Source organism: Devosia sp. 63-57, from assembly GCF_001899045.1.
Lineage (GTDB): Bacteria > Pseudomonadota > Alphaproteobacteria > Rhizobiales > Devosiaceae > Devosia > Devosia equisanguinis.
Genome location: NZ_MKUY01000005.1, coordinates 128,137 through 152,410, shown reverse-complemented (window position 1 = coordinate 152,410; position 24,274 = coordinate 128,137). Strand labels below are relative to the sequence as shown.

Below are 24,274 nucleotides of genomic sequence, written 5' to 3'. Positions count from 1 at the left end.
TGGCTTTGCGGCTTGCGCTGGCCGATTGAATGCCCCATCCTGAATTGCTCCCACCGCCCGCCTGGAGGCTCAAATGCATCATGACACCCCCTTGATCACGACGATCGTTGCGGGTCTGGTGCTGGCCTATATCTTCGGCATGATCGCCAACCGGTTCCGGTTGCCGCCGCTGGTGGGTTATCTCTTTGCCGGCATTCTTGTCGGCCCCTATACCCCCGGCTTTGTTGCCGACCAGGCCCTTGGCGCGCAGCTCGCCGAGCTGGGCGTGATCCTCCTGATGTTCGGGGTGGGCCTGCACTTTTCGCTCAAGGATCTGATGAGCGTCAGGGCGTTGGCCATTCCCGGCGCGGTGGCGCAGATCGGCTTTGCTACCCTGCTCGGCGCCGGCCTTGGTCTGCTGCTGGGCTGGTCGCTGGGGGCGGCATTGCTGTTCGGCCTTGCCCTCTCGGTGGCCTCTACCGTGGTGCTGCTCAAGGCTCTGCAGGACCGTCGCCTGATCGAGAGCGAGCGCGGCCGCATCGCTGTCGGCTGGCTGATTGTCGAAGACCTGGCCATGGTGCTGGCGCTGGTGCTGGTGCCCGCCATTGCCGGGCTCAACGGCATCGATAGCGGCGTGCACGACCCCTTCGTGTCCTTTGTCGAACGGCTGATCGGTACCAATATCGGTATTTGGGGCGTCCTGGCCCTGACCATGGTCAAGGTCGCCGCCTTTGTCGGCTTCATGCTGGTGGTCGGCCGGCGCCTCATCCCATGGGCACTGCACGGCACAGCCCATACCGGCAGCCGCGAACTGTTCCGCCTGGCCGTTCTCGCCATCGCCCTTGGCGTGGCCTTGGGCTCGGCGGTGCTGTTCGGCGTATCGCTGGCGCTTGGCGCCTTCTTTGCCGGCATGATCCTCTCCGAAAGTGAGCTCAGCCACCGCGCCGCCAACGAGACCCTGCCGCTGCGCGACGCCTTTTCGGTGCTGTTCTTCGTCTCCGTGGGCATGCTGTTCGACCCCACCATCATCCTCACCGATCCGCTGCCGGTGCTGGCCACGGTGTTCATCATCGTCATCGGCAAGTCGCTGGCGGCCTTTGCCATCGTGCTGGCCTTCCGCCGACCGGTGGGCACGGCGCTGACCATTTCGGCGAGCCTGGCGCAGATCGGCGAATTTTCCTTCATCCTCGCCAGCATGGGCGTGGCGCTGACCATCCTGCCGCAGGAAGGCCAGGACCTGATCCTGGCCGGTGCGCTCATTTCCATCGTCCTCAATCCGCTGGTGTTCTGGGGCGTCGAGCTGATCCGTCCGGCCATGGAGGCCCGCTTTCCCAGCCGTGCCAAGCCGGTGGCTACCGATGCCGATATCCGTATCGAGCCCGATGCGCTGTCGCGCGCCGCGACGGGCCCGGCCACCACGGACATGCCCAGTGAAGCGGCCATTGATCGTGGCGCCCCTGGCGCCGACGATGACACCGGCGAACCGTCGCAGCAGAAAAACCACACGATCCTCGTGGGTTATGGCCAGGTCGGCCGCATCGTTGCCGCCGGAATCAAGGCCGAGGGTGGGGGCCTCGTGGTGATCGAGGATTCCGACCATGACGTTGCCGCCGCCCGCGCCGAAGGCTTTGAGGTGGTTTTCGGCAATGCCGCCAGCCAGGACGTGCTGAAGCTCGCCAATCTCGCCGAGGCCCGCAGCCTGCTCGTGGCCATTTCCAATGGCTTTGAGGCGGGCTCGGTCTGCGAAAGCGGCCGCAAGCTCAATGCCGGCATCAGCATCGTCGCCCGCGCCTATTCTGAGGAAGAGGAGACGTTCCTGCGCAGCTGCGGCGCCACCACGGTGATCCGCGGCGAGCGCGAAATCGGCAAGGGCATTCTGGCGTTCCTGCGCGATGAAGGCACGATCGTGCCGCCCGCGCCGGAAGAAACCAAATTGCCGGCGTCGGAAAATCTGCTGGCCAAGGCGAGCCTTGTCGCCATCGAACCGGTGATCACCGCGCCGATGGAGGCGCCGGCCGCCGAAGCGTCGAGCGAGACGGTGGTTGCCCCTGTTATTGAGCCTGAGACAGTGACTGTCCTCGAGGCGCCATTGCTGGCAGAGACGGCGGAGGCTGAGGTCACGAGCGAGGCGGTTGCCGACGTTCTTCCCGCTGCCGATATCATCGCTATCGACACCCCGATTGTTGGCGAACCCCCTGCCGCCATTGACGAAATCGTGCCGGACATACCTGTGGTCGAGCCAGAAAATACCGCAATCGTGGTCGAGGCCGTCGCGATCGAACCGCAGAGCACGATTGCGGACGTGGTGGATAGCGCAGCCGAACTGCCAGAACTGGCCGAGGCCAGCGAGGCAGAGGTAGAGCCCATATCCACCGACGACGTGGTCAGCACGGCTGATGCCGAGATCATTTTCGATGCTGTGCCGGGATCCGAAACGCAGCCGCCGGTGGAGCCCGAAGCGGGCAAGGCGCTTGCGCCCGAGGCGGCCGATGTGCAAAGGCAGGACGAGACCGAAAAGGAGCCGGACCAGCCGGAGGATGCGGCCAAGCCCGTGGTGCCGCCGGTGGAGCCCGAACCCAAGCCCTGACAGCAGCGGGAGGACCAAGCAGATCATGATTTCGCAAAAGGCCAAATATGCGTTGCGCGCTCTGGTGTCTCTGGCCAGAGCGGAACGCGGCCAGACGCGCATGATCGGCGAAATCTCCCGCGACCAGGCGATCCCGAAGAAATTCCTCGAGCAGATCCTGCTCGAACTCAAGCGCGCCGGCTATGTGTCGAGCCGTCGCGGACGCATGGGCGGCTATGAGCTGATCAAGGCGCCGGAGGAAATCATGTATGGCGAGGTGCTGCGGCTGATCGATGGCCCGATCGCGCCCCTGCCGTGCCTTTCAAAAATCGCCTACAGAAAATGCGAAGATTGCGGCGACGAGACCAGTTGCGAAATTCGCCATGTGTTCGAACGGGTTACGCTGGCGACACGGGCGGTGCTGGACCGCACGAGCCTCGCAGACTCGCTCAATCTCGAGGACCTGCCGGTCGAGGCGGCCTGAGGCGCTTTCGCGCTCAGGGGCGGCCGGATCAGCCGAACACCACCGTCTTCTTGCCGTTGAGCATGACTCGGCTTTCGAGGTGCAGCTTGACCGCGCGCGCCAGCACCCGGCTCTCGATGTCGCGGCCGGCGGCGACGAGGTCATCGGGGCTCATCGCATGGGTCACGCGGGCGGTTTCCTGCTCGATGATCGGGCCTTCATCGAGGTCCGGAGTGACGTAATGGGCTGTGGCGCCAATGATTTTGACGCCGCGCTCATGCGCCTGGTGATAGGGCTTGGCGCCCTTGAAGCTGGGCAGGAACGAGTGGTGGATATTGATCACCTGACCGAAAAGGCGGGTGGAGAGATTGTCCGAAAGCACCTGCATATAGCGGGCGAGGACGACGAGATCGGCGCCGGTGGACTTGACCAGGTCAAGCACCTGCGCCTCCTGGTCGGCCTTGCTGTCCTTGGTCACCGGCAGATAATGATAGGGAATGCCGGCGTCTTCGGCGATCTTGCGGGCGTCCTGGTGGTTGGAAATGATGGCCGCAACCTCGGCGTCGAGCCAGCCGACACGGATCTGATAGAGCAGATGCAGCAAGGTATGGTCGAACTTGCTGACCATGATGACAATGCGCTTCTTGCGGCTCTCATCGGCCAGGGCGGTCTTCATCTCGAAGCGCTCGATCGGTGATTTCAGAGCCTTTTCAAGCACTTCCCGCGTCACCCCTTCCGGCGCGGCGAAGGCCAGGCGCATGAAGAAGCGGCCGGTTTCGCGGTCCCAGAACTGATTGCTTTCCGCGATATTGGCCTTGAGCGCCGCGAGCTCGGTGGTGACGGCGGCAACGATACCGGGGCGGTCGGCGCAGCTGAGGGTCAGGACGAAATTGGCCGAGGACATCTGGGTGGCTCCCTAAATTCTGCCCAGCGGTATCAATGGCTTGCGGCCCGGCGTCAAGCCCAAAGCGGCAACAGAAAAGGGCCGTCCCTGGGGACGGCCCTTCCTGAGCTTGTCGGCCTCGAGAGCCGGGAGGTGTGTGCTGTTAGCCGAGATCACTCCCAGTCAACACACGAAAACCCAGACCTTCCTCGAGTACCAAAACCTCATAAGACACTGGATCACCTCCTTTGCTTCGGTTGAACATGAGGTGAGCTTGCGCCCGTTCCGAACAAGTGTCCAGTCACAAAAACATCACACTCCAGCATGCGAGTCTGACCGCGATATGAACGGTTTCTGAACGAAACCGCCCGGGATCAGGCCCGCGCCTTTTTGGGGCGCGAGCGCAGTTGGATCACGGTGGCGGCCAGCACGCCCAGGGCGACAATGCCGATGATGATGGTGGCCAGCGCATTGACGTCCGGAGAGACGCCCAGACGCACCTTGGAGAAGATCACCATGGGCAAGGTGGAGGAGCCCGGGCCGGAGACGAAGCTGGCAATGACCAGATCGTCGAGCGAGAGGGTGAAACCCAGCAGCCAGCCCGAGACCAAAGCCGGGGCGATGATCGGCAGGGTGATGTCGAAGAAGGTGCGCAGCGGCGAGGCCCCGAGATCCATAGCCGCCTCTTCGAGGCTGCGGTCGAAGTCGGAAAGACGCGACTGCACGACAACGCACACATAGGCGGTGCAGAAGGTGGAGTGGGCGATGACGATGGTCAGCATGCCGCGGCCCTGCGGCCAGCCGAGCAGGCTTTCCATGGCCACGAAGAGCAGCAGCAGCGACAGGCCGGTGATGACGTCGGGCATGACCAGCGGCGCCGAGACCATGCCCGAGAACAGGGTGCGACCGCGGAAGCGGCGGAAGCGCACCAGCGCAATGGCGGCCAGCGTACCGAGCACCAGGGCAATCGTGGCGGCGAGCGCAGCGATCTGCAGGCTGAGCCAGGCGGCGCTCAGCATCTGTGGATCGCGGAACAATTCGCCATACCATTTGAAGGAGAAGCCGGACCACACGGTCACCAGGCGGTTCTCGTTGAACGAGAAGATCACCAGACTGACGATGGGCGCATAGAGGAACGCGAAACCCAGGACGGCGGCGATGGGCAGGAACCAGCCACGACGGAACATCTTACTTCTCCACCACGGCGTTCTGGGCGCGCTGTAACAGCATGATCGGCACGACCACCACGACCAGCATGGCGCAGGCGACGGCGGCGGCGCGCGGCCAGTTGGTGGCGGTGAAGAACTCGTCCCAGAGTACGCGACCGATCATCAGCGTTTCCGGCCCGCCCAAAAGCGAAGGAATGACGAATTCGCCGATGGCCGGGATGAAGACCAGCATGGAGCCGGCGACGATCCCCGGCAGGGACAGCGGCAGGGTGATGGACAAAAAGGTGCGCAGGGGGCGGGCGCCGAGATCGGCGGAGGCCTCGAGCAGGCTCTCATCCAGCTTCACCAGCGTCGTATAGAGCGGCAGGATCATGAAGGGCAGATAGGTATAGACCAGGCCGACATAGACGGCGAAATCGGTCTGCATCATCACCAGCGGCTCGATGCCGAACACGCCCAGCACCTGGTTGATGACACCATTGCCGCGCATGAAACCGGTCAGAGCATAGACGCGCAGCAAGAGCGAGGTGAAGAAGGGCAGCACCACCAGCATCAACAGGATATTGCGCCAGGGATCGGGCGAGCGGGCGATGGCATAGGCCATCGGATAGCCGATCAGCAGGGTGATGACGGTGGAGATGAAGGCGATGCGGATCGAGGACAGATAGGCGGCGACATAAAGATTGTCGCTGAACAGCCGGACATAGTTGGAGAGGTGCAGCGTCAACTGCACCATGCCGTCCTCGGTGGTGAGCAGCGGCGAATAGGGCGGCCGACCGAACTGCTTGGTGGTGAGCGAAATGCCGAACACCACCGCCAGGGGAATGAGGAAGAAGACGAGCAGCCACAGCGCCGGCGCGGCCAGCACCAGCATGCGCCCGGTAATGCCGATCTTGGCCAGTCGGCGTTCGACCGCATTCCAGGGTTTCAGCCGACGCGGCGGCGGATAGGTGGGGTCGGGTGTGGTCATGGAGCTGTCCCGTCACTGACGGCGCGTTCTTGCGCTCCCTCCCCCCTTGAGGGGGAGGGTTGGGGTGGGGGCTGGTGCAGTGATTCACTGATGGACCCCCTCCCTCGGTCCTTCCCCTCAAGGGGGAGGGAGGCGCAGGGGCCGACCTTGTCGTGTTTGCTCATCATACCGTCAGCACCGAACCGGCATTGTCGTTCCAGGTGACGTAGACCTTTTCGTCCCAGGTGATGGCGTCGGGATTGCCGCGGACGGAATTGGTCTGGCTGACGCGGATGCGTTTGCCGCTGTCCAAGGCCACCTGATAGACCGAGATATCGCCGAGATAGGCGATTTCCTCGACCAGGCCGGTGGTGATATTGGCATTGAAGGGGTCTTCGGGCCGCTCGCGGCTCAGCCACATCTTTTCGGGGCGGATGGCCCACCACAGCAACTGGTCGGGGGCGCAATCGACGCCGTGGCCGACATAGATGTCGCAACCCAGCTCGGCCGAGCGAATGCGCACATGGTCGGGCTCGTCCTCGGTGACGATGCCCTCGACCATATTGGCCGAGCCGATGAAATTGGCGACGAAGCGCGAATTGGGGAATTCGTAGATATCGGTGGGCTCGCCGATCATGGCGATTTCGCCCTGGTTCATCACCCCGATGCGGGTGGCCAGCGTCATCGCCTCTTCCTGGTCGTGGGTGACGACGATGAAGGTGACGCCGAGGCTCTCCTGGATCTTGACCAGCTCGAACTGGGTTTCCTCGCGCAGTTTTTTGTCGAGCGCGCCCAGCGGCTCATCGAGAAGGAGGAGTTTGGGACGCTTGGCAAGGGCGCGGGCGAGCGCCACGCGCTGGCGTTGGCCGCCCGAAAGCTGGTGCGGCTTGCGCCGGCCATAATCCTGCAGCTTGACCAGGGCCAAAAGCTCGGCGACGCGGGCCGATATCTCGTCCTTGGGCAGGCCATCGCGCTTGAGGCCATAGGCAATGTTCTGCTCGACGGTCATATGCGGGAACAGCGCATAGGACTGGAACATCATATTGACCGGCCGGTTATAGGGCGGCACTTCGGTCATGTCCTGGCCGTCGATCTCGATCGTGCCGGAGGTGGGCTGTTCGAAACCGGCCAGCATGCGCAGCAAGGTCGACTTGCCCGATCCGGAACCGCCGAGCAGGCAGAACAATTCGGAGCGGTAGATGTCGAGCGAAACCTCGTGCACGGCCGAGACGTCACCGAATTTCTTGGTGACGTTCTTGATGCGCACGAAGGGCTTGTTGTTGGCGGTATCACGCCATGGACGCGTATCGATTGCGAGCTGGGGCTTTTTGGCCATTTGGCGGACTACCGGAAAAGAGTGAAGGGGCGGTCGAAACCGCCCCTTGGATCGAACATTACTGGCCCGTTTTGATGCGGGTCCAGGTGCGGGTCAAGGTCTCTTCGAAATCAGGCGAATGCGCCTTCATGACGAAGGCCTTGGCGATGGTCTCGGCGGGCGGATAGATGCCCGGATTGGACTTGACCTCTTCATCCACGAATTCCAGCGCCGGCAGGTTGGGGTTGGCGTAGTAGACATAGTTGGTGATGTCGGCCACGACCTGCGGCTCGAGAATGTAGTTGATGAACTTGTGGGCATTGTCCGGATGCGGCGCATCGGCGGGAATGGCCAGGAAGTCGAACAGCGTCGCGGCACCTTCCTTGGGGATCAGATAGGCGACGTCCACACCCTGATTGGCCTGGGCGGCGGCGTCGGAGGCGATGAACACGTCGCCCGAATAGCCCAGCGAAAGGCAGACTTCGCCATTGCCGAGGTCGTCGATATACTGGGAGGAGTGGAAGTAGCGGATATAGGGCTTGATCGAGGTCATCAGCGCCTCGGCCTTGGCCAGATCGTCGGCATTTTCCGAATTGGGATCGAGGCCGAGATAGTGCAGGGCGATGCCCATGACTTCGGACGGGCTGTCGAGCACGGTCACGCCGCAGGAGGCGAGCTTTTCCACCACTTCGGGCTTGAACAGCAAGTCCCAGCTGTCGATCGGGGCATCGGCACCCAGCGCCGCCTCGACCTTGGCCACATTATAGCCCAGCCCGATGGTGTTGATCATATAGGGCACGGCATGGGCATTGTCCGGATCCTGCTCGGCGGCGGTGGCCATGACGGCGGGATCGAGATTGGAGAGGTTGGTCAGCTTGGACTTGTCGAGCGGCAGGATCAGGCCGGCCTTGATCTGGCGCTCGAGGAAATTGCCCGAGGGCACCACGATGTCATAGCCGGAATTGCCGGCCAGCAGCTTGGCGTCGACGATCTCGTTATTGTCATAGACGTCGTAATTGACCTTGATGCCGGTCGCCGCCTCGAAATTGGCGATGGTGTCCTCGGCAATATAGTCGGACCAGTTGTAGACATTGAGGACGGCTTCTTCCTGCGCCAGGACGGGGCTGGCGACCAGAATTGCGCCAAGGGCAATGGCGAGCGACTTTTTCATTCTCGTAAGTCTCCTGTCGGGACCGTGGTGGAGGCGTTTGGCGTCCATAAAGGGGACCGCCGGTTCGACGCGCATGGGCGCTTCCGCGGAAAGAGCCGCGGCTCAGCCCCGGGGGCTCATCTTTGAGAACCCGGAAGAACAAAATGGGACAAAACGGCACAGTTGTCGGTGCGGCGCCTGGCGGCGCACGGGGTCTTCGCTGCAATGGGCCCGCAGGCGCGCTCATGTCGAGGCGCGCATGGCGCGCCATCAGCACAATATCTGGTCAGCGAAGTGCCCTTTCCCCTGCTCGAGTAGCAGCGAAATTACTGCCAAAAGCGGGGGTGGACAAGGCGGGTCTGAGCAAGTTTTTGTGGCACTTGACCCTCTGGCAACAGAGGCGCAAAAGCGCTGCCAGCAAGGCGCCCTCCAGCATCGGGACGGCGCGCAGTTTCGGAGTGTTTCCCCATGAGCGGCAAGGCCTATCTTTCGGTCTCCAATGAAGTCAAGGCGGCGCTGGCCGCCAACAAGCCGGTGGTGGCGCTCGAATCCACCATCGTGACCCATGGCATGCCCTATCCGCAGAACCTGGAAATGGCGCGCAATGTGGAAGCGGTTATCCGCAAGGCCGGCGCCGTGCCGGCAACCATCGCCATCATGGATGGGCGCCTCTGCGTCGGCGTTTCCGGCGATGAACTCGAACGCCTGGCCCAGACCGGCGGCAAGGCGGCCAAGGCCAGCCGCCGCGACATGGCGGCGCTCCTGGCCAGCGGCGAGATCGCCGGCACCACCGTCGCCACCACGATGCAGATCGCCGCACTTGCCGGCATCAAGGTGTTCGCCACCGGCGGTATCGGCGGCGTGCATCGCGGCGCCGAGGAAACCTTCGACATCTCCGCCGATCTCGAGGAGCTGGGCAAGACCCCGGTCACCGTGGTCTGCGCCGGCGCCAAGTCGATCCTCGACATTGCCAAGACGCTCGAAGTGCTCGAGACCAATGGCGTGCCGGTGCTGGGCTACCAGACCGAAGACTTCCCCGCCTTCTGGGCCCGCAAGAGCGGCCAGAAGGTCGACCATCGGGTGGAGAGTGCCGACGACATCGCCCGCATCATCGCCATCCAGGCCGATCTGGGCATGGGCGGCATTCTGGTCGCCAATCCGATCCCGGAAAGCGCCGAACTCGATCCGGCAGGGATCGAGGCGCGCATCGTCGAGGCCATTGCCGATGCCGGCAAGCAGGGCATCAGCCGCAAGGATACGACGCCCTATCTGCTCAAGCGCATCTTCGAATTGACCGAGGGCAAGTCGCTGGCCGCCAATATCGCGCTGGTGGAAAACAATGCGCAGGTGGCGGCCGAGATCGCCGTGGCGCTTGCCGCGCGCCAGGCCAAGCGCGGCGCATGAGCGGCCGGATCGTCGTCGTCGGCGATGTGATGACCGATATCATCGTCGTGCCGGAGGGTCCCATCGTGGTGGGGTCCGACCGGCGCTCGTCCATCCGCAGCCGGCCGGGGGGCTCGGGCGCCAACCAGGCGGTCTGGCTGGCCTCGGCAGGCGCCGATGTCAGCTTCGCCGCCCGGGTGGGGGCCGCCGATCGCGCCGGCTACGAGACCCATTTCCGCGAGCGGGGCGTGGCCCCGGTGCTGGCCGGCGACAAGGATATGCAGTCGGGCATGCTGGTGACCATCATCGATGCGGATGGGGAGCGCAGCTTTCTCACCGATCGTGGCGCCAATCTCAATCTGGGGATCGACGACCTGCCCGATAGCCTGCTCGAGGGCGCGGCCATGGTGCTGGTCTCGGGCTACAGCTTTTTCGCGCCCGGTCCGCGCAAGGCGGTGCGCAATCTGCTGGAGCGGGCGCGGGCGCGCGGGCTGGCGGTGGCCATCGATCCGGCCTCGGTGGGGTTCCTGCACGAGGTGGGGCCGACCCAGTTTCTCGACTGGGTGGGCCCGGCGGACTGGATCTTCGCCAATGAGAGCGAGGCCGAAACCCTGACCGGCGCCGCCGATTTCGAGGGCCATGTGCAGGCGCTGGGCCAGCAATTTGGCCATGTGGTGATCAAGCGCGGCCGCTTCGGTGCGGTGGTCGGCGACAGGACCGGTGTGGTGTTGAGCCGGGCCGCGCCGCTGGTGCGCATGGTGGACAGCACCGGGGCGGGCGACGCCTTTGCAGCCGGGTTCCTCGCCGCGCTGCTCAAGGGCGAGAGCGTCGAAGCCTGCCTCGATCAGGGCATCGCCAATGGTGCGCGGGCGGTGCAGTTCGTGGGGGGCCAGCCGCAATAGGCCGGCCTTTTCCACCGGCGCCGGCCTGTCGCGGTTTTTCCATAATTTGCTGGCAGGTCTCTGCCGTGGGGCATTGGAGGACATGCAAACATGAAGACAATTCTACTGGCGGGCCTGGCGGCCCTGACCCTGGGCTGCACCGCGGCCCATGCCGATGGCAAGATATTCGTGCAACTGCCCGATCTCTCATCCTATAGCGGCGTCGAGGCCGAGCAATTCCTCACCCGCGTGGTCATGGCCAATGTGGTTTCGTCCAATTGCGCCGGATACGACATCACCGAGGAAGACTGGTCGCTTTTGACCGACTCGGCCGATCTTCTGGCCTATGGTCAGCTCAAGCTGAGCGTCGATGCCTATGACGACGGCTATTACAAGCCGGCCTTCGATGCGGTGGACCAGCCAGGGACCTGCGAGGAATTCGGCCCCGATGTCGAGAAGGTGCTGACCGAACTGGTCGGCCATGGCGGTGGTCGCGAGCCGCTGCCCGACCAGGCCAAGGCCTATGAGGAATGGCGGGCGCTGATGGACCGGATCGAAGCCGAGGCCAAAGACGCCTCCGCCACCAAGGTCAAGACCAAGTCATAGAGCGGCACAACGCCGAGCCATGCGTGAACACGACACCCTCGGGCTTGCCCGGGGGTGTTTTGTCATGGGCCCGGTGCCCCGAAGCGGTCAGTGCTCCTCATGCGCGTCGGCGACGCCGAGCAGCCAATAGCCAGCGGCCTTCACATAGTCGGAGACGAAACCGCGTTGCTCGGTGAGATGGGCACGTACCGCCTTGCTCATGCGGCTTTCGCCCGCGATATAGGCATAGGCGGCGCCGGCTGGAAAAGCCGCAGCGGTGACGGCATCGAGCAGGAGACCGGTGGTCCCCGCCGGTGCGCCGTTGCGATGCAGATAGGTGAGGTCGAGATCGGCCTTGGTGGCAAAGCCCTGCTCCTCGGCGGGATTGTCCACCTCAATAATGGCGACGACCTTAGCGCCCTCGGGCAGTTCCTCGATGCGTCGACCGATGGCGGGGAGCGCGGTTTCATCGCCGACCAGCAGATGCCAGTCGAAGGTCATGGGCACGACCACCGAGCCGCGCGGACCGCCGATGACAAGCGTCTTGCCTGGCGCGGCGGCGGCAGCCCAGCCCGAGGCGGGGCCATCGCCATGCAGCACGAAATCGAGTTCGATCCACCCCTCGGCGACGCTCCAGTAGCGGGGCGTATAATCCCGCATCTGCGGACGGGTGCCGGGCGGAAATTCGGCGCCATTCGGCCCGATCGGCGGCAGAAGCGGGGTGACGCCCTCGGGGAAGAAGAAGGCCTTGATGTGATCGGCAAAGCCGGGAGAGGCAAAGCCCGCCATGTCGCCCGAAAGGCGAATACGCCGCATCAGCGGGGTGATGTCGGTGACCTTCTCGACGGTCAGAAGCCGCATGCGGGTGTCGTGGCGGACGCGACGGGGCGCGCGGGGATCGGTAAGCTCGCTCATGCGGTGCTCTTTTAAATTATGAGTTCTATACTCAGCAAATAAGCCATGCATCTGCCGATGGCAAGCCGGGGTTGACGTTAACGGCAAGCGGCCTATGTCTGGCATCCAAGCAAAAGAAGGAGCCGGCCATGAAGCGCGCGGTGTATTTCGAATTCGGTACGCCCGAAAAAGTCCTGCAATCCCAGGAAGCGGAGGTTCCGCAGCCCGGCCCCGGCCAGGTGCTGGTAAAAATGGTGCTCTCGCCTATCCACAACCATGACCTGATGACCATTGCCGGCCAATATGGCTTCAAGCCCAGCCTGCCGGCCGTGCCCGGCACCGAGGCGGTGGGCGTGGTCGAAGCCCTGGGCGAAGGGGTGACCCATCTCAAGGTCGGCCAGCGTGTCGCCGGCGGGGCCGAGGCCAGCTGGGCCCAATATTATCTCGCCACCGCCGCGCGGCTTGTGCCGGTGCCCGACAGCGTCAACGATGAAACCGCCTGCCAGCTGGTTTCCATGCCGCTCTCGACCAAGATGCTGCTCGACACGCTCGAGGTCACCAAGGGCGACTGGATCGCCATCAATGCCGCCAATGGCGCGGTCGGCAAGCTGCTCGTGCAATATGCCGCCGAACAGGGCGTCAAGGTGATCGGCCTGGTGCGTCGCGAAGCGGCGGTGGCGGAATTGGCCGCTCTGGGCCTCGACACCATCGTGGCCACCGAGGGCGAGGGCTGGCAGGACAAGGTAAAGGCCCTGACCGGTGGCGCGCCGATCATTCGCGGCATCGAGTCGCTGGGCGGTGATGGCGCCGGACAGTTGCTCAGCATCCTGGCCGACGGCGCGCAGCTGGTCAGCTTCGGCGCCATGACCGGACGGCCGCTGAAGATTGCGGCCGGCGAGCTGTTGTTCCGCGGCATTACAGTCAAGGGCTTTTGGGGCGCCAAGCCGCCGGTCAAGCCCGAACGCATCGGCCAGCTCCTGGGCGAACTGATCGCCGACGCTGCCAGCGGCAAGCTGAAACTGCCGATCGAAGCGGCCTATGGCATCGACCAGGTGGCCGAAGCCGCCCGCGCCAGCGGCGAACCCGGCCGCAAGGGCAAAATCGCCATTAGCGGCTCGTTTTGAAGGCTGCCTTCGAGCCTGATGCGCAGTCCCACCCGGCTGACCCTTTGCGGGTAGGGTTGGCGCGGGGCTGAGAGCCCGGTGCCAATGAGCGCGTTGCACATCATGCTTGATGCGGCTTCAACCTCCCCTCCCATTGAGGGGAGGGGAGGCGCAAGTGCCCAGTTATCAAAACGCCCAGGGTGAACATTCGCCCTTGGGGAGGGCTGGGGTGGGGATGAAAGGCTAGAAGCCTGAGGGCGGTTAGTGCGCTGCCATGGCGGCCAGTACGCGGACCCAGCTGCGGATGCCGCGGTGGAAGCTTTCGAGGTCGTATTTCTCGTTGGGCGAGTGGATCTGGTCGTCGACCTGGGCGAAGCCGATCAGCAGGGTGTCGAGGCCGAGGATCGACTTGAATTCGCCGACCACGGGGATTGAGCCGCCCGAGCCGGTGATCACGGCCTGCTTGCCCCATTCATCCGACAGACCCGACAGGGCCTGGCGCAGGAATTCACCATCGGCCGGCACGGTAATGGCGGATGAGGCGCCATGTGGGGTGAACTTGGCGGTGACGTCGGCCGGCAGCATGGCTTCGACATGGGCGCGGAAGGCGGCGCGGATCTTGTGCGGGTCCATGCCCGAAACCAGGCGGAAGGAAATCTTGGCGCTGGCGCGGGCGGGAATGACGGTCTTGAAGCCATCGCCGGTATAGCCGCCAATCATGCCGTTGATCTCGCAGGTCGGGCGGGCCCAGAGCATTTCAAGGACGCTGCGGCTTTGCTCGCCGGCGGGCACCGATAGATCGACATTGCCCAGAAATGCCTTTTCGTCGAAGCCGAGGCCCGCCCATTGCGCCTTGAGCTCCGGGGAGATTTCGGCGACGTCGTCATAAAAGCCGGCCAGGGTCACCGAGCCGTCCGGGGCGCGCAGGCTGGCAATGATCTCGGCCAGCAGCTGGTTGGGATTGCGCGCCGCATTGCCGAACATGCCCGAATGCAGGTCCTTGTCGGCGGCGATGATCTCGACCTCATCGGCGACGAGGCCACGCAGCATGGTGGTGATCGAGGGGGTCTGGCGATCCCACATATCGGTGTCGCAGACCAAAGCAATATCGGCTTTCAGCTCTTCGGCATTTGCCTTCATGAAGGGCGGCAGGTTCTTGCCGCCGCTTTCTTCCTCGCCTTCGAGCATCAGCGACACCCGTACCGGCAGCGAACCTGTCGCCTGTTTCCAGGCGCGGCAGGCCTCGATGAAGGTCAGCATCTGCCCCTTGTCGTCCGAAGCGCCGCGCGCCACGATGATCTTGCGGCCGTCCTTCTCGACGATCTGCGGCTCGAACGGGTCGGTGTGCCAGAGATTGAGCGGGTCGACCGGTTGCACGTCGTAATGGGCATAGAACAGCACATGCGGACCCGCCTGCTCGGGGCCATGGGCGACGACCACCGGATGGCCGGGAGTCGGGCGTGCGGCGGCCTCGAAACCCAGCCCATTGAGCTCATTGGCGATCCAGTCGGCGGCCTGCTGGCATTCGGCGGCATAGGCCGGGTCGGTGGAAATGGACTTGATGCGCAACAGCGTGAACAGCCGCGCCAGGCTATCGTCCAGCCCGGCATCGACCTGGGCGAGAACGGCATCGAGAGCGGCGGGGGTGGTCATGGTCAAGTCCTTGGCTGGTCGGTAAGAAGGCCGCAGATTGGCCCAAGGCATGACCGCCTGTCCACCCCGCGCGCATTGGCCTTATTGTCATACTAATCCGGCTGTGCTTAGGTCCGCCCGCATTGCCGGAGGCGCTCGCATGGACAGATCGACAGGACGAACGCGCCACTCGGGCGATCTCATGGCCGCGCTTTCGGGCCGCAATGCTGCGCGCAACCTGCATTCGGACGTGCTCTGGGATCTCGGCTTCGCCATCGTTTCGGGCACTTATGCGGAAGGCTCGATCCTGCCGCCCGATACCGAATTGCTCGACCGGTTCGGAGTGTCGCGCACCGTGCTGCGCGAGGCGCTGAAGACGCTTGCCGCCAAGGGCATGATCGAGGCACGGGCGCGCATCGGCACCCGGGTGCTGCCGCGCCAGCGCTGGAACCTGTTCGATGCCGACGTGCTGGCCTGGCATTTCGAGCTCGGTCCGGAGATCGGCTTCCTGCGCAGTCTGGCCGAAGTGCGTATCGGCATCGAAATCGAGGGGGCGGCGCTGGCCGCCGAACGCTGCAGCCCCGAACAGGCGGCGAGCCTGATCGAATGGGTCGACCGCATGGCCGAGGCGGAAACCCCCGCCGATTTCGCCCGCTACGATCTCGAGTTCCACCGCACCGTGGCCGAGGCTTCGGGCAATCCCTTCATGGCCTCGATCAGCGCTCTGGTCGAGATGGCGCTCACCGCCTCCTTCACCATTTCCTCGCCGGTCAGCGATCCTGCGGCGCTGGACTATACGGTCAATACCCATCGCCGCATCGCCGAAGCCATTCGCGACCGCAATGCGGCTGCGGCCCGCGAGGCCATGCGCGATGCCATTGCCCAGGGCTTTGCCCGGGCGTCGGGGCGCATGGAGGCGACGCGCCTGCCCGACGTCTGAGCCGGGCGGATAACGCTCAGGCCAAGCGCTCGAAAAAGCGCAGGAGATAGCCGTCGGGGTCCTGGACGCAGAGCTGGCGCTGGATCACCTCGCCGAGCCCGGTCTTGTAGAAGCGGGTTTCCATCGGCTGGAACAGGGCGACATTGGCCTCCTCGAGCCGCCGCCTGATGGTCTCGATGCGCCTGACCTCGATCTGGATATTGATGCCGCGCCCGAACGGGGCGGATAGTGGCCCGGTGATCCAGTCGCGGCCCGTGCCCAATTGATCGAGCATCAAATCGGCCGTGCCCATGAAGATATAGGCAAAGCCTTCCTCGGGGCGCTCATAGCGGACGGTGAATCCCAGCACGTCGCGATAGAAGCGCAGGCTGGCCTCGATATCGGTAACGGTAAGCTCGGGGACCAGCGCCGGCATCAGACCCCGGCCAGCGCCTCGCGGTCCTTCTTGCTCAGCCGCTCGCTTTCACTCTTGAGCTGCCCGCAGGCGGCAAAGATGTCGCGACCGCGCGGCGTGCGCACGGGGCTGGCATAGCCGGCCTTGTTGACGATATCGGCGAAGCGCTCGATGCGCGAGCTGGGCGAGGTGCCATAATTCGAACCCGGCCAGGGATTGAACGGGATGAGGTTGATCTTGGCGGGAATGCCGGCCAGCAGGCGCACCAGTTCGCGCGCTTCCGCGTCGCTGTCATTGATGCCGTCGAGCATCACATATTCGAAGGTGATGCGGCGGGCGTTCGACAGGCCGGGATAGTTCTTGCAGGCTTCCAGCAGCTCCTTGAGCGGCCATTTCTTGTTGATCGGCACGAGGACGTCGCGCAGATCATCGCGCACGGCGTGCAGCGAAATGGCCAGCATGACATCGATCTCGCGGCCGGTCGGTTCGATATAGGGCACGACGCCGGAGGTCGAGAGCGTGATGCGGCGCTTGGAAATGGACATGCCGTCGCCGGCCGAGGCGATGAGCAGGGCCTGTTTGACATTGTCGTAATTGTAGAGCGGCTCGCCCATGCCCATCATCACGATATTGGTGATGGCGCGGGTTTCCCCGCCGGGTACGAGGCCGCCGTCATCGGGACGCGAACCGCCGGGGAAATCGCCCAGGCGCTCGCGCGCCATGAGGATCTGTCCGAGGATTTCGCCAGCGGTGAGATTGCGCACCAGCTTCTGGGTGCCGGTATGGCAGAACGAGCAGGTCAGCGTGCAGCCCACCTGCGAAGAGACGCAAAGCGTGCCGCGATCGCTTTCGGGAATATAGACGGTCTCGACCTCGACCGGCGGGAAGTTCGGGTTCTGCGGGTCGCGGAAGCGGAACAGCCATTTGCGGGTGCCGTCCATCGACACCTGCTCGGAGACGATTTCGGGGCGATCGAGATTGAAGGTGTCGGCCAGCTTCTGCCGCACCGGCTTGGCCACATTGGTCATGCGATCGAAATCGGTGACGCCGTTGACATAGAGCCAGTTCCACAACTGGCTGGCGCGCATACGGCCTTCCCGTTCGCTGACCACGTCGTGGTTGACCAGCGTCTCGGCGAGGCCCGCCTTGCTGAGGCCGATCAGCGACGGCCGGCTCGCCGAAGCGGGGCGGACGGCACTGGAATGATCAAGGTTCAGCGCAATGCTCATGGGGCGCACGGGGTCTCGAAAATGCGGGAAGTGGGCGGGCAATAGCATATCGTCGCAAGGAGCGCAAAGTCACGTACGCGGGAAGCGGCCGTGCGATAGGCGCCTAGCAACATCTCCTAACCGTCACCACCCGGCTTGACCGGGTGGTCCAGGCTGTGGCGCGCTGGATTGCCCGGTCAAGCCGGGCAATGACGACGATGTAGAAGAGCGTTTGGTCTCAGCACTCGGCGCCGATGGCCTGCTGGGCGGCGGTGGCGCCGGAGAGCGAATAGGACTGTACCACCTGGGTGCCGGTGGCGGAGGTGCCGGTGATGGTGAGGGTAGAGCCGGCGCGGATGGCGGCGGCCAGATTGGCGGCTTGGGCATTGTCGTCGAGCCAGGCGGCATCACCCTGGGTAAAGAGGGCGAAGTTCTGCCCGCCAATGCTGACCGTGGCCATGGAGCCGGTCTGGAAGGTATAGCCAGCCACCACGTTGAATTCGCCGCTCACGTCCTCGCCGGGGCGATTGGTGATGTACAGATAGGCCTCGCCATAGCCATCGGGGGTCGGCTGGGTGGTCTTGGGCTTGGTCATGGCAAAGCACATGGTGCCCGAGCCATCGTCGGCCGCATAGCTCGACCAGTCGCGGAAATCGCCGAGCACCCGCGCCGATTGTGCCATGGCGGGCACGGTGACGGCCAGCACGAGGGCGGAGGCGAGGAGAGGCTTGGCAAAGCGGATCATGGGCAAATGGGCTCGTTGCGGCGGGTGGACGGCGGGCCGGCAGCGGCCCGGCGTCCAGTTATGGTCTTTGCGGCTTTGGGGGCAAGCCCCTTACTTGCAGGCGGCGTCGATGGCGTTCACCGCGGCAGTGGCGCCCGAAAGCGAATAGGTGTCCACCGTATTGGTGCCGCGCTGGCTGGTGCCGCGCACCACCATGCTGGAGCCGCCCTTGAAGGCGGCGACGAAACCGGCCTCGTCGCCGGTCGATGCCAGCCAGGCTGCGGAGCCCTCGGTCACCATCGGATAGGACTTGCCATCGATGGCGGCGCTGGCCTGGGCATTGCTGGCGTTGAACGGATAGCCGATCAGGGTCTGCACCTCGTTCTTGCTGCCCAATCCCTTGCGGTGAATGATCATGAAGTGGATCGGGTCGCGGTTGGCCCCTGCCGGCTCAGATTTCTGCGGCTGGCCGGAAATGTAGCAGATCACGCCACTGGCGTCGGTCGCCTGCCAGGCGGTCCAGGCGTTGAAAGTGCCGAGTTCGGTCGCCTGCTGTGCCTGTGCGGCCGGCGCAGCAGCCATGACACTCGCCACCACGAGACCAATTACCAGGCCACGGGTTTTCATCGTCATCGCCAATTCATCCTTCTGTCTTGCTGCCGTTCGCGTGGTTGTCCCCGCCCAATGTGCCGCGAACATGGTTACCAAGGTCTCAAGGCTCACCCCCGAAAGTGAGCATTCGTGTCAAATGCGAGCCAATCGCGGCGGCATTGCGGCATGAAGGGCCCGTGCCCCAGCGGATTGCCATGACGAGGTTAAGCAGAGCCTAACAATGCCGTGAGGCGTGGCTTGCGGGCGGGGCTCACGCGGCCAGGGGATAGCTCTGTTCGACCACATAGGGGCCGCCGCCGACCGAATCCCGGCTCGAATAGAGCACGAAGCGGGCCGGCACGAAGCTCAGTGGCTCGAACCGGGCGGCCTCGGAAATAAAGCGCGCCACATCCTCGGCGCTCGAGCCGCGCAAACGGGCGAGGGTCACATGGGGCACGAATTTGCGGCCCTCGGGGGCAAGGCCCGCCTTTTGCAGCATGCGCTCATGCGCCGCCTGCAACCGGCTCAGCGCTTCGGAAGGCTCGATGCCGGCAAACAGCGCCCGCGGCTTGTCGCCGCCAAAACTGCCCAGATGGGTGAGGCGCACGGCAAAGCGCAGCGAATTGGACAGCCGGTCGAGGCTATCAGCCACCTCGTCGGCCACGCCGCCGTCGACATCGCCGATGAAGCGCAGGGTGATGTGATAGTTTTCCGGATCGATCCAGCGGGCGCCGGTGAGTCCGCCGCGCTTCAGCGATAGGGCAAAGGCCACATCGTGTGGAATTTCAAGGCCGGTAAAGAGCCGGGGCATGGCTTTCTCCCTGGCAAGACAAAAGGCAAGGGCGGCACGAATCTGTGCCAAAGCCTAACACAATCAATTTATCCGGACAGCCTATGTGTCGCATCCGCCCCTTTATCCTTGTCAATCAAGGGTTCTGTCCCCATATTCCGTGCCAAGTGGCAAAAGCCAATTGCCCCCGGCGGTGAGAAGACCGCAAGTTTATGAATTGGGAAAGGAGCCTGAGAATGGCTGAATATGACCGTCAGACCCTCAATGCGCGGGCCGGCTCGGCCGCGGCCATTGATGAGGGCCTGCGCAGCTACATGCTGCGTGTCTACAACTATATGGGCCTGGGCCTGGTGGTAACTGGCGTCGTTGCCTACCTGACCAGCCAGTGGGCCATGTCGAGCCAGGCCAATGCCGAGCTGCTCTATGCTAGCCCGCTCGCCTGGGTGCTGATGCTCTCCCCGCTCGCATTCGTGCTGGTGCTGAGCTTCGGCATCAACAAGCTCTCCGTGCCCGCTGCACAGGCCGTGTTCTGGGCCTTCGCCGCCGTCATGGGCGTGTCGCTGAGCTCGATCTTCCTCGTCTATACCGGCGCGTCCATCGCCAAGGTGTTCTTCATCACCGCCGCCACTTTCGGCGCGATGAGCCTTTATGGCTACACCACCAAGCGTGACCTGACCGGCATGGGCAACTTCCTGATGATGGGCCTGATCGGCATCATCATTGCCTCGATCGTCAACATCTTCATGCAGTCCACGATGATGGAATTCGCCATCTCGGTGATCGGCGTGCTGATCTTTACCGGCCTCACCGCCTATGACACGCAGAAGATCAAGGAGAGCTATTCCGAGCATTACGGTGCCGACGTCATGGCCAAGAACGCCATTATGGGTGCCCTCTCGCTCTACCTCGACTTCATCAACCTGTTCATGATGCTGCTCCGCCTGTTCGGCAATCGCGAGTAGCAACGGCTTGCTTGATCGCAGGATCAAGGAATTTGGTTGGACGACAAATCGGACCGCAGCCTACAAAGGCTGCGGTTCTTCTATTTTGCGCGATCCCATGTCCGACATCCTTCTCCGCCCCTTCGACTGGGCCGATATTCCAGCGATCACCAGCATCTATCGGCACTATGTCGAGACCACCGCCATCACCTTCGATACCGAAGCGCCGGGCGAGGAGGCGATCGCGGAGAAATATTCCGGGCTCAAGCGGCTGGGGCATCCGCTTATTATCGCCGAACGTGCGGGCAAGGCGGTGGGTTATGCCTATGCCAGCTTCTATCGCCCCCGCGCCGCCTACCGCTTCACCTGCGAAGATTCGATCTATCTGGACCCGGCCGAGACCGGCAAGGGCCTGGGACGGATGATGCTCACCGAATTGCTGGCGCAGTCCAAGGCCTTCGGCTTCAAGCAGATGCTGGCCGTGATCACCGCCGATACCGCCAATTCCATCGCCATCCACGAAAAGTTCGGCTTCGAACGGGTCGGCTATTATTCTGCCGTCGGCTACAAGTTCGACCGTTGGCACGACATCGTGCATCTGCAAAAAGCGCTTTAGACCATTTCGGACTGCGGTGGACTCAGGGCGCTTTCGCCTCCATCGCCTTTTAGGTGAGAAGGCCATTCGAGCTATGCTCGACTGGGCCGGACTGGGATTGAGGATGGGGGTCCATCGGTGGGTCACTGAACCACCCCCCACCCCGACCCTCCCCCTCAAGGGGGGAGGGGGCGATGGGGCCGCGTCAACCAGAATGTGAAACGCTGTAGCGCCCCGGCCTGTGCGGGGCGGTCGGGGCAGAGACGATCCCTTGTTATCGCGATGTCGTGGACGTGGGCCTAGAACAGCTCGGCGTCGCCATGGGCCTGATGGGCGGCGATGCCCGAAAGGGCCGGCACGCGCAACTCGTCCAGCGTCAGGCTGGCCCAGATCTCGTCATAGACACTGTCGGGGGCGGTCGGGGGCAGTAGCGCGAACTGGCGCACGGCCAGGGCCATGTTGTTGCAGCGCTGCTCGATGCGATCCTGGCCCTGCATGGCGGTGACGATCATCTGCACCGCTTCGCGGATGGTCGGGTCGGTGGTCATCTGCTTTTCGACGAGCAGGGCGAGCGCGTCGGTAATCCCTTCCAGCATGGAAGCGGTCTGCCTGGCGGTCTCGTCCAGTTCACGCGCGAGTTTCTGCAGTGACATCGATTGGTCTTCCTTGCCCCGTTCCGGCCACCCTATCGCGCGATTTCTAAACCGGTCCTTGCCGATCGGGCGGCGCTGGTCTTGCTCGTAGGTTGTGGTTAGCAATTGGCTAACGAGTTTGACGCTACGATCCCTCGCAATCGGCCCGCAAAGGTAAGCGTCTCGAAATGGCCTTCAACAGTTCCTTGCCGCCAGAATTCGATCGCGGCGTGGTGACCACTGTCCACCAAGGGGACTGCCATGTCTCCAGCGCTCCGGACGTGACGTTTTCTACCGTACTGGGCTCCTGCATCTCGGCCTGCGTACGGGACCGGGTGGCCCAGATCGGGGGCATGAACCACTTTCTGCTCGCCGAGCAGTCCGGCTCGGCCAAGGATCGTTACGGTGCCTCGGCCCGCTATGGCGCCTTCGCCATGGAACAGCTGATCAACAAGGTGCTGAGCCAGGGCACGGGCAAGAAGGCCAATCTCGAGATCAAGATCTTCGGCGGCGGCAAGATCAATTCGGCGCTCGATGATGTCGGGGCCAAGAATATCGAATTCGTGCGCCAGTTCCTCGCCGATGAAGGCTATGTCGCTGCCAGCCAGGATATGGGCGGCACCTATGCGCGGCGCGTCTTGTTCAAGCCGCATTCCGGCCGGGCCTTCGTCAAGCGGCTCGACAGCGATGCCGGCGCCAATGTCGCCAAGGAAGAACTGGCGATCGCCAAGCGGCGCGTGGTGGTGCCGGCACCGCTGGACGATATCGAATTGTTCTAGGCGGCCTTGCCGCCCTGGTCGGCGTCTGGCATTGGCGGTCGGGCGCCGATGCGCCATGGTGCTGCCTAGGCAGCTGTTTTTGTTACCCAAGTCTTAGGGTCGGCTGGCGTAATATAGTCTTGGTTAACCATTGCGCGACTATTCTTGCACCATGGCTGCGCGCACCTCCATCACCACTGATTCTCGCCCGCTGGCGCCGGGGCTGCGGCTGATGCTGGCTGCCGCGGTGATCTGGCTGGTGGCTGCGGCGACGGCGGCCGGCATGGCCTGGGGCATGGGCGTGGATGCGCGCTGGTTCGCCACGGTGGGTGCACTCATTGCCATGGCCTTTTCTGCCTGTCTGGGGCTTGGCGCGCTGTTCGAGCGGCGCAATGGCCGCCATCTGGCGGCGCTGGCGCAGGCCGCCGGGTTGGGCGACACCGATCATGGCCCCCACACTATCGACGCCATTGTCGCGCGGCTGGGCAAGCGGCTCGACAAGGCCAACCATTTCCGCATCGCCCTCGGCGCGCTCGATACCCCGGTTCTGGTGGTGGGCGATGACGGGGTGATCCTGGCACTGAGCGCGGGCGTCACAAGGCTGATGCCGACGGCCCGCGAAGGCGAGACGCTCGATCGCCTGTTCGGCGATGGCTATCTGCATGCCGGGGGCGGCGCGCCGGAAGAGGCCATGGTGCTGTTGGGCGGGCATCGCCTCGTGGCGACGCGCCGGCCTTTGGCCTCCGGCCGCTATGCGCTGGAGCTGAGGCCATCGGGCTATTTCATCGACGATCTGGATTTCGAGGCGCTGGTGGGCGTGCTGGGCAGCCAGCCGACCGGTTTCCGCTTCGGCGCCGAGGCCGTGGCGGCCAATCCAGCGCTGGCCGCTCTCAACAAGGGGCTGGAGCGGCTCGATGCCGGTGTGCTGCAGCTCGATGCGGTATTGTCGGGCCAGGCCAGGGTGCTGACCGATGCCGAGCTGCCGCTGGCCGAACAGGCCGAAAAGGCGCTGGGCCGCATCGCTGCGTCAGGCACGCGGCAGAATGACGATGCAGTGGTGCGGGCGGCGCTCGAAAGCAAGCTGGCCAGCGTGCGCGACCTTCTCACCCAGTTCGAACAGCGGGCGGCTGCGCTCGAGGCCACGGCGGAATCGGGCCGGGTGGCGCTGGCTGACGGCGTCGCCAGGATGAGCGGCCTCGAGACCCGGCTTGAGCGGGCGCTGCGCCAGGGGGGCGAAGCCGAAGCCAAGGTTCGCGAGGCCGACCAGTCAGCGCGACGCACCGAAACGCTGGTCAGCGGTGTCGACAAGGTCACCGCCGATATCGACAAGATGACCGCCACCATCGAGGAAGTGTCGTTCCGCACCAATCTTCTGGCGCTCAATGCCGCCGTGGAAGCGGCGCGCGCCGGTGAAAAAGGCGCCGGCTTTGCCGTGGTTGCCGATGAAGTGCGCCAGCTGGCCCAGCTGACCACCCGTTCCGCAAAGGAAATCCGCGCCCTGGTCAATCATGGCCGCGCCCAGACGCGCACCGGGCTCGAGGAAGCCCGTGCCCTGCAAAAAATCATCGGCGCGGCGGAAGAGAATTTACGCAATCTAAGGAATGAAACGCCAAGTATTGGCCAAGAGCCGACAGAAAGTCGTGCGCGCTTGCAGGTGGTTTCGTCCGAGAGGACTGGAGCCGGCGTTACCAGTCGCCCAGTAAAGGCGGTCCGGCGCGTCAGTGCCTAGCGCGGATGGCCCCTGTCCGC

The 24,274-nt window shown here is 64.0% G+C and carries 23 protein-coding genes and 1 pseudogene; 11 read left to right on the top strand and 13 right to left on the bottom strand.

The window, feature by feature from the left end; genetic code table 11:
• Window positions 1-73: 73 nt before the first annotated feature.
• Window positions 74-1,837 (top strand): annotated as a pseudogene (locus tag BGO80_RS08985) (cation:proton antiporter domain-containing protein); the annotation flags it as partial.
• A gap of 754 nt (window positions 1,838-2,591) precedes the next feature.
• Entirely contained in the window at window positions 2,592-3,029 is a 438-nt protein-coding gene (locus BGO80_RS08980; RefSeq protein WP_126148949.1) for an RrF2 family transcriptional regulator, read from the top strand.
• Between the two features lie 28 nt (window positions 3,030-3,057).
• On the opposite strand, the gene purU is transcribed toward BGO80_RS08980, so the two are convergent.
• From purU to BGO80_RS08955, 5 genes are all read right to left on the bottom strand, one after another.
• Window positions 3,058-3,912: a formyltetrahydrofolate deformylase gene (purU, locus tag BGO80_RS08975; protein ID WP_286720986.1), complete on the bottom strand. Its 855-nt coding sequence runs from the start codon at window positions 3,910-3,912 to the stop codon at window positions 3,058-3,060.
• A gap of 353 nt (window positions 3,913-4,265) precedes the next feature.
• On the bottom strand, window positions 4,266-5,078 hold the full coding sequence (locus BGO80_RS08970; RefSeq protein WP_126148951.1) for an ABC transporter permease subunit: 813 nt from the start codon (window positions 5,076-5,078) through the stop codon (window positions 4,266-4,268).
• 1 nt (window position 5,079) lies between these two features.
• Window positions 5,080-6,030, bottom strand: a complete 951-nt coding sequence (locus BGO80_RS08965; RefSeq protein WP_126148952.1) for an ABC transporter permease subunit — start codon at window positions 6,028-6,030, stop codon at window positions 5,080-5,082.
• A gap of 163 nt (window positions 6,031-6,193) precedes the next feature.
• The gene (locus BGO80_RS08960) at window positions 6,194-7,345 is read right to left on the bottom strand and encodes an ABC transporter ATP-binding protein (RefSeq protein ID WP_126149304.1); all 1,152 of its coding nucleotides are present in this window, start codon (window positions 7,343-7,345) and stop codon (window positions 6,194-6,196) included.
• Window positions 7,346-7,403: 58 nt separating this feature from the next.
• Complete coding sequence (locus BGO80_RS08955; RefSeq protein WP_286720982.1) at window positions 7,404-8,495, bottom strand: polyamine ABC transporter substrate-binding protein; 1,092 nt, start codon at window positions 8,493-8,495, stop codon at window positions 7,404-7,406.
• A 447-nt stretch (window positions 8,496-8,942) separates the two neighbouring features.
• Here BGO80_RS08955 and BGO80_RS08950 point away from each other — a divergent pair, with 447 nt between their 5' ends.
• The 3 genes from BGO80_RS08950 to BGO80_RS08940 all read left to right on the top strand — a co-directional run bounded on the left by BGO80_RS08950 (window position 8,943) and on the right by BGO80_RS08940 (window position 11,344).
• Window positions 8,943-9,878: a pseudouridine-5'-phosphate glycosidase gene (locus tag BGO80_RS08950; RefSeq protein WP_126149306.1), complete on the top strand. Its 936-nt coding sequence runs from the start codon at window positions 8,943-8,945 to the stop codon at window positions 9,876-9,878.
• Complete coding sequence (locus BGO80_RS08945; protein WP_286720979.1) at window positions 9,875-10,759, top strand: carbohydrate kinase family protein; 885 nt, start codon at window positions 9,875-9,877, stop codon at window positions 10,757-10,759. The genes BGO80_RS08950 and BGO80_RS08945 overlap by 4 nt, the downstream gene beginning before the upstream one ends.
• A 90-nt stretch (window positions 10,760-10,849) precedes the next feature.
• Window positions 10,850-11,344: a hypothetical protein gene (locus BGO80_RS08940; protein ID WP_286720977.1), complete on the top strand. Its 495-nt coding sequence runs from the start codon at window positions 10,850-10,852 to the stop codon at window positions 11,342-11,344.
• An 87-nt stretch (window positions 11,345-11,431) separates the two neighbouring features.
• Here BGO80_RS08940 and BGO80_RS08935 read toward each other — a convergent pair whose 3' ends face one another.
• Window positions 11,432-12,238, bottom strand: a complete 807-nt coding sequence (locus BGO80_RS08935; RefSeq protein ID WP_286720976.1) for a siderophore-interacting protein — start codon at window positions 12,236-12,238, stop codon at window positions 11,432-11,434.
• A 128-nt stretch (window positions 12,239-12,366) separates the two neighbouring features.
• Between BGO80_RS08935 and BGO80_RS08930 the strand changes: the two genes are divergently transcribed.
• A complete protein-coding gene (locus BGO80_RS08930) occupies window positions 12,367-13,341 on the top strand; it encodes a zinc-binding dehydrogenase (protein ID WP_286720974.1) in 975 nt (324 codons plus the stop codon).
• A gap of 240 nt (window positions 13,342-13,581) precedes the next feature.
• Here BGO80_RS08930 and BGO80_RS08925 read toward each other — a convergent pair whose 3' ends face one another.
• Complete coding sequence (locus tag BGO80_RS08925; protein WP_502686553.1) at window positions 13,582-14,979, bottom strand: M20/M25/M40 family metallo-hydrolase; 1,398 nt, start codon at window positions 14,977-14,979, stop codon at window positions 13,582-13,584.
• A gap of 133 nt (window positions 14,980-15,112) precedes the next feature.
• Here BGO80_RS08925 and BGO80_RS08920 point away from each other — a divergent pair, with 133 nt between their 5' ends.
• The gene (locus BGO80_RS08920) at window positions 15,113-15,892 is read left to right on the top strand and encodes a FadR/GntR family transcriptional regulator (RefSeq protein WP_126149311.1); all 780 of its coding nucleotides are present in this window, start codon (window positions 15,113-15,115) and stop codon (window positions 15,890-15,892) included.
• 16 nt (window positions 15,893-15,908) lie between these two features.
• Here the strand turns inward: BGO80_RS08920 and BGO80_RS08915 are convergent, their stop codons facing one another.
• The 5 genes from BGO80_RS08915 to thpR form a co-directional block, all read right to left on the bottom strand.
• Window positions 15,909-16,310 (bottom strand): bleomycin resistance protein, encoded by a 402-nt coding sequence (locus tag BGO80_RS08915; protein WP_164550239.1) that lies wholly within the window; start codon window positions 16,308-16,310, stop codon window positions 15,909-15,911.
• Window positions 16,307-17,515 (bottom strand): dual-specificity RNA methyltransferase RlmN, encoded by a 1,209-nt coding sequence (rlmN, locus tag BGO80_RS08910; protein WP_126149313.1) that lies wholly within the window; start codon window positions 17,513-17,515, stop codon window positions 16,307-16,309. Before rlmN ends, BGO80_RS08915 begins: the two co-directional genes overlap by 4 nt.
• 217 nt (window positions 17,516-17,732) lie before the next feature.
• On the bottom strand, window positions 17,733-18,239 hold the full coding sequence (locus tag BGO80_RS08905) for an invasion associated locus B family protein (protein WP_286720968.1): 507 nt from the start codon (window positions 18,237-18,239) through the stop codon (window positions 17,733-17,735).
• A gap of 90 nt (window positions 18,240-18,329) precedes the next feature.
• Window positions 18,330-18,851: an invasion associated locus B family protein gene (locus tag BGO80_RS08900; protein WP_126149315.1), complete on the bottom strand. Its 522-nt coding sequence runs from the start codon at window positions 18,849-18,851 to the stop codon at window positions 18,330-18,332.
• A gap of 229 nt (window positions 18,852-19,080) precedes the next feature.
• Window positions 19,081-19,620, bottom strand: coding sequence for an RNA 2',3'-cyclic phosphodiesterase (thpR, locus tag BGO80_RS08895; protein ID WP_126149316.1), 540 nt, complete (start codon window positions 19,618-19,620; stop codon window positions 19,081-19,083).
• Window positions 19,621-19,835: 215 nt separating this feature from the next.
• On the opposite strand from thpR, the gene BGO80_RS08890 reads away from it, so the two are divergent.
• Both BGO80_RS08890 and BGO80_RS08885 read left to right on the top strand, forming a co-directional pair.
• Entirely contained in the window at window positions 19,836-20,561 is a 726-nt protein-coding gene (locus BGO80_RS08890) for a Bax inhibitor-1/YccA family protein (protein ID WP_126149317.1), read from the top strand.
• Window positions 20,562-20,658: 97 nt separating this feature from the next.
• Window positions 20,659-21,156 (top strand): GNAT family N-acetyltransferase, encoded by a 498-nt coding sequence (locus BGO80_RS08885; RefSeq protein ID WP_286720964.1) that lies wholly within the window; start codon window positions 20,659-20,661, stop codon window positions 21,154-21,156.
• Window positions 21,157-21,434: 278 nt separating this feature from the next.
• Here the strand turns inward: BGO80_RS08885 and BGO80_RS08880 are convergent, their stop codons facing one another.
• Window positions 21,435-21,788: a hypothetical protein gene (locus BGO80_RS08880; protein ID WP_286720962.1), complete on the bottom strand. Its 354-nt coding sequence runs from the start codon at window positions 21,786-21,788 to the stop codon at window positions 21,435-21,437.
• A gap of 167 nt (window positions 21,789-21,955) precedes the next feature.
• On the opposite strand from BGO80_RS08880, the gene BGO80_RS08875 reads away from it, so the two are divergent.
• Together BGO80_RS08875 and BGO80_RS08870 are read left to right on the top strand one after the other, a co-directional pair.
• A complete protein-coding gene (locus BGO80_RS08875; protein WP_286720960.1) occupies window positions 21,956-22,546 on the top strand; it encodes a chemotaxis protein CheD in 591 nt (196 codons plus the stop codon).
• Between the two features lie 130 nt (window positions 22,547-22,676).
• Entirely contained in the window at window positions 22,677-24,254 is a 1,578-nt protein-coding gene (locus BGO80_RS08870) for a methyl-accepting chemotaxis protein (RefSeq protein ID WP_286720958.1), read from the top strand.
• The last annotated feature ends 20 nt before the right edge of the window (window positions 24,255-24,274 follow it).

What these genes read in the sequence shown, in the direction of transcription:
- BGO80_RS08935 (WP_286720976.1), bottom strand. Translation starts at nt 12,238, where the DNA reads ATGAGCGAGCTTACCGATCCCCGCGCGCCCCGTCGCGTCCGCCACGAC.
- BGO80_RS08875 (WP_286720960.1), top strand. Translation starts at nt 21,956, where the DNA reads ATGGCCTTCAACAGTTCCTTGCCGCCAGAATTCGATCGCGGCGTGGTG.
- BGO80_RS08945 (WP_286720979.1), top strand. Translation starts at nt 9,875, where the DNA reads ATGAGCGGCCGGATCGTCGTCGTCGGCGATGTGATGACCGATATCATC.
- BGO80_RS08900 (WP_126149315.1), bottom strand. Translation starts at nt 18,851, where the DNA reads ATGACGATGAAAACCCGTGGCCTGGTAATTGGTCTCGTGGTGGCGAGT.
- BGO80_RS08930 (WP_286720974.1), top strand. Translation starts at nt 12,367, where the DNA reads ATGAAGCGCGCGGTGTATTTCGAATTCGGTACGCCCGAAAAAGTCCTG.
- BGO80_RS08950 (WP_126149306.1), top strand. Translation starts at nt 8,943, where the DNA reads ATGAGCGGCAAGGCCTATCTTTCGGTCTCCAATGAAGTCAAGGCGGCG.
- BGO80_RS08880 (WP_286720962.1), bottom strand. Translation starts at nt 21,788, where the DNA reads ATGTCACTGCAGAAACTCGCGCGTGAACTGGACGAGACCGCCAGGCAG.
- BGO80_RS08960 (WP_126149304.1), bottom strand. Translation starts at nt 7,345, where the DNA reads ATGGCCAAAAAGCCCCAGCTCGCAATCGATACGCGTCCATGGCGTGAT.
- BGO80_RS08965 (WP_126148952.1), bottom strand. Translation starts at nt 6,030, where the DNA reads ATGACCACACCCGACCCCACCTATCCGCCGCCGCGTCGGCTGAAACCC.
- BGO80_RS08980 (WP_126148949.1), top strand. Translation starts at nt 2,592, where the DNA reads ATGATTTCGCAAAAGGCCAAATATGCGTTGCGCGCTCTGGTGTCTCTG.
- thpR (WP_126149316.1), bottom strand. Translation starts at nt 19,620, where the DNA reads ATGCCCCGGCTCTTTACCGGCCTTGAAATTCCACACGATGTGGCCTTT.
- BGO80_RS08970 (WP_126148951.1), bottom strand. Translation starts at nt 5,078, where the DNA reads ATGTTCCGTCGTGGCTGGTTCCTGCCCATCGCCGCCGTCCTGGGTTTC.
- BGO80_RS08890 (WP_126149317.1), top strand. Translation starts at nt 19,836, where the DNA reads ATGGCTGAATATGACCGTCAGACCCTCAATGCGCGGGCCGGCTCGGCC.
- BGO80_RS08905 (WP_286720968.1), bottom strand. Translation starts at nt 18,239, where the DNA reads ATGATCCGCTTTGCCAAGCCTCTCCTCGCCTCCGCCCTCGTGCTGGCC.
- BGO80_RS08955 (WP_286720982.1), bottom strand. Translation starts at nt 8,495, where the DNA reads ATGAAAAAGTCGCTCGCCATTGCCCTTGGCGCAATTCTGGTCGCCAGC.
- BGO80_RS08885 (WP_286720964.1), top strand. Translation starts at nt 20,659, where the DNA reads ATGTCCGACATCCTTCTCCGCCCCTTCGACTGGGCCGATATTCCAGCG.
- rlmN (WP_126149313.1), bottom strand. Translation starts at nt 17,515, where the DNA reads ATGAGCATTGCGCTGAACCTTGATCATTCCAGTGCCGTCCGCCCCGCT.
- BGO80_RS08940 (WP_286720977.1), top strand. Translation starts at nt 10,850, where the DNA reads ATGAAGACAATTCTACTGGCGGGCCTGGCGGCCCTGACCCTGGGCTGC.
- BGO80_RS08920 (WP_126149311.1), top strand. Translation starts at nt 15,113, where the DNA reads ATGGACAGATCGACAGGACGAACGCGCCACTCGGGCGATCTCATGGCC.
- purU (WP_286720986.1), bottom strand. Translation starts at nt 3,912, where the DNA reads ATGTCCTCGGCCAATTTCGTCCTGACCCTCAGCTGCGCCGACCGCCCC.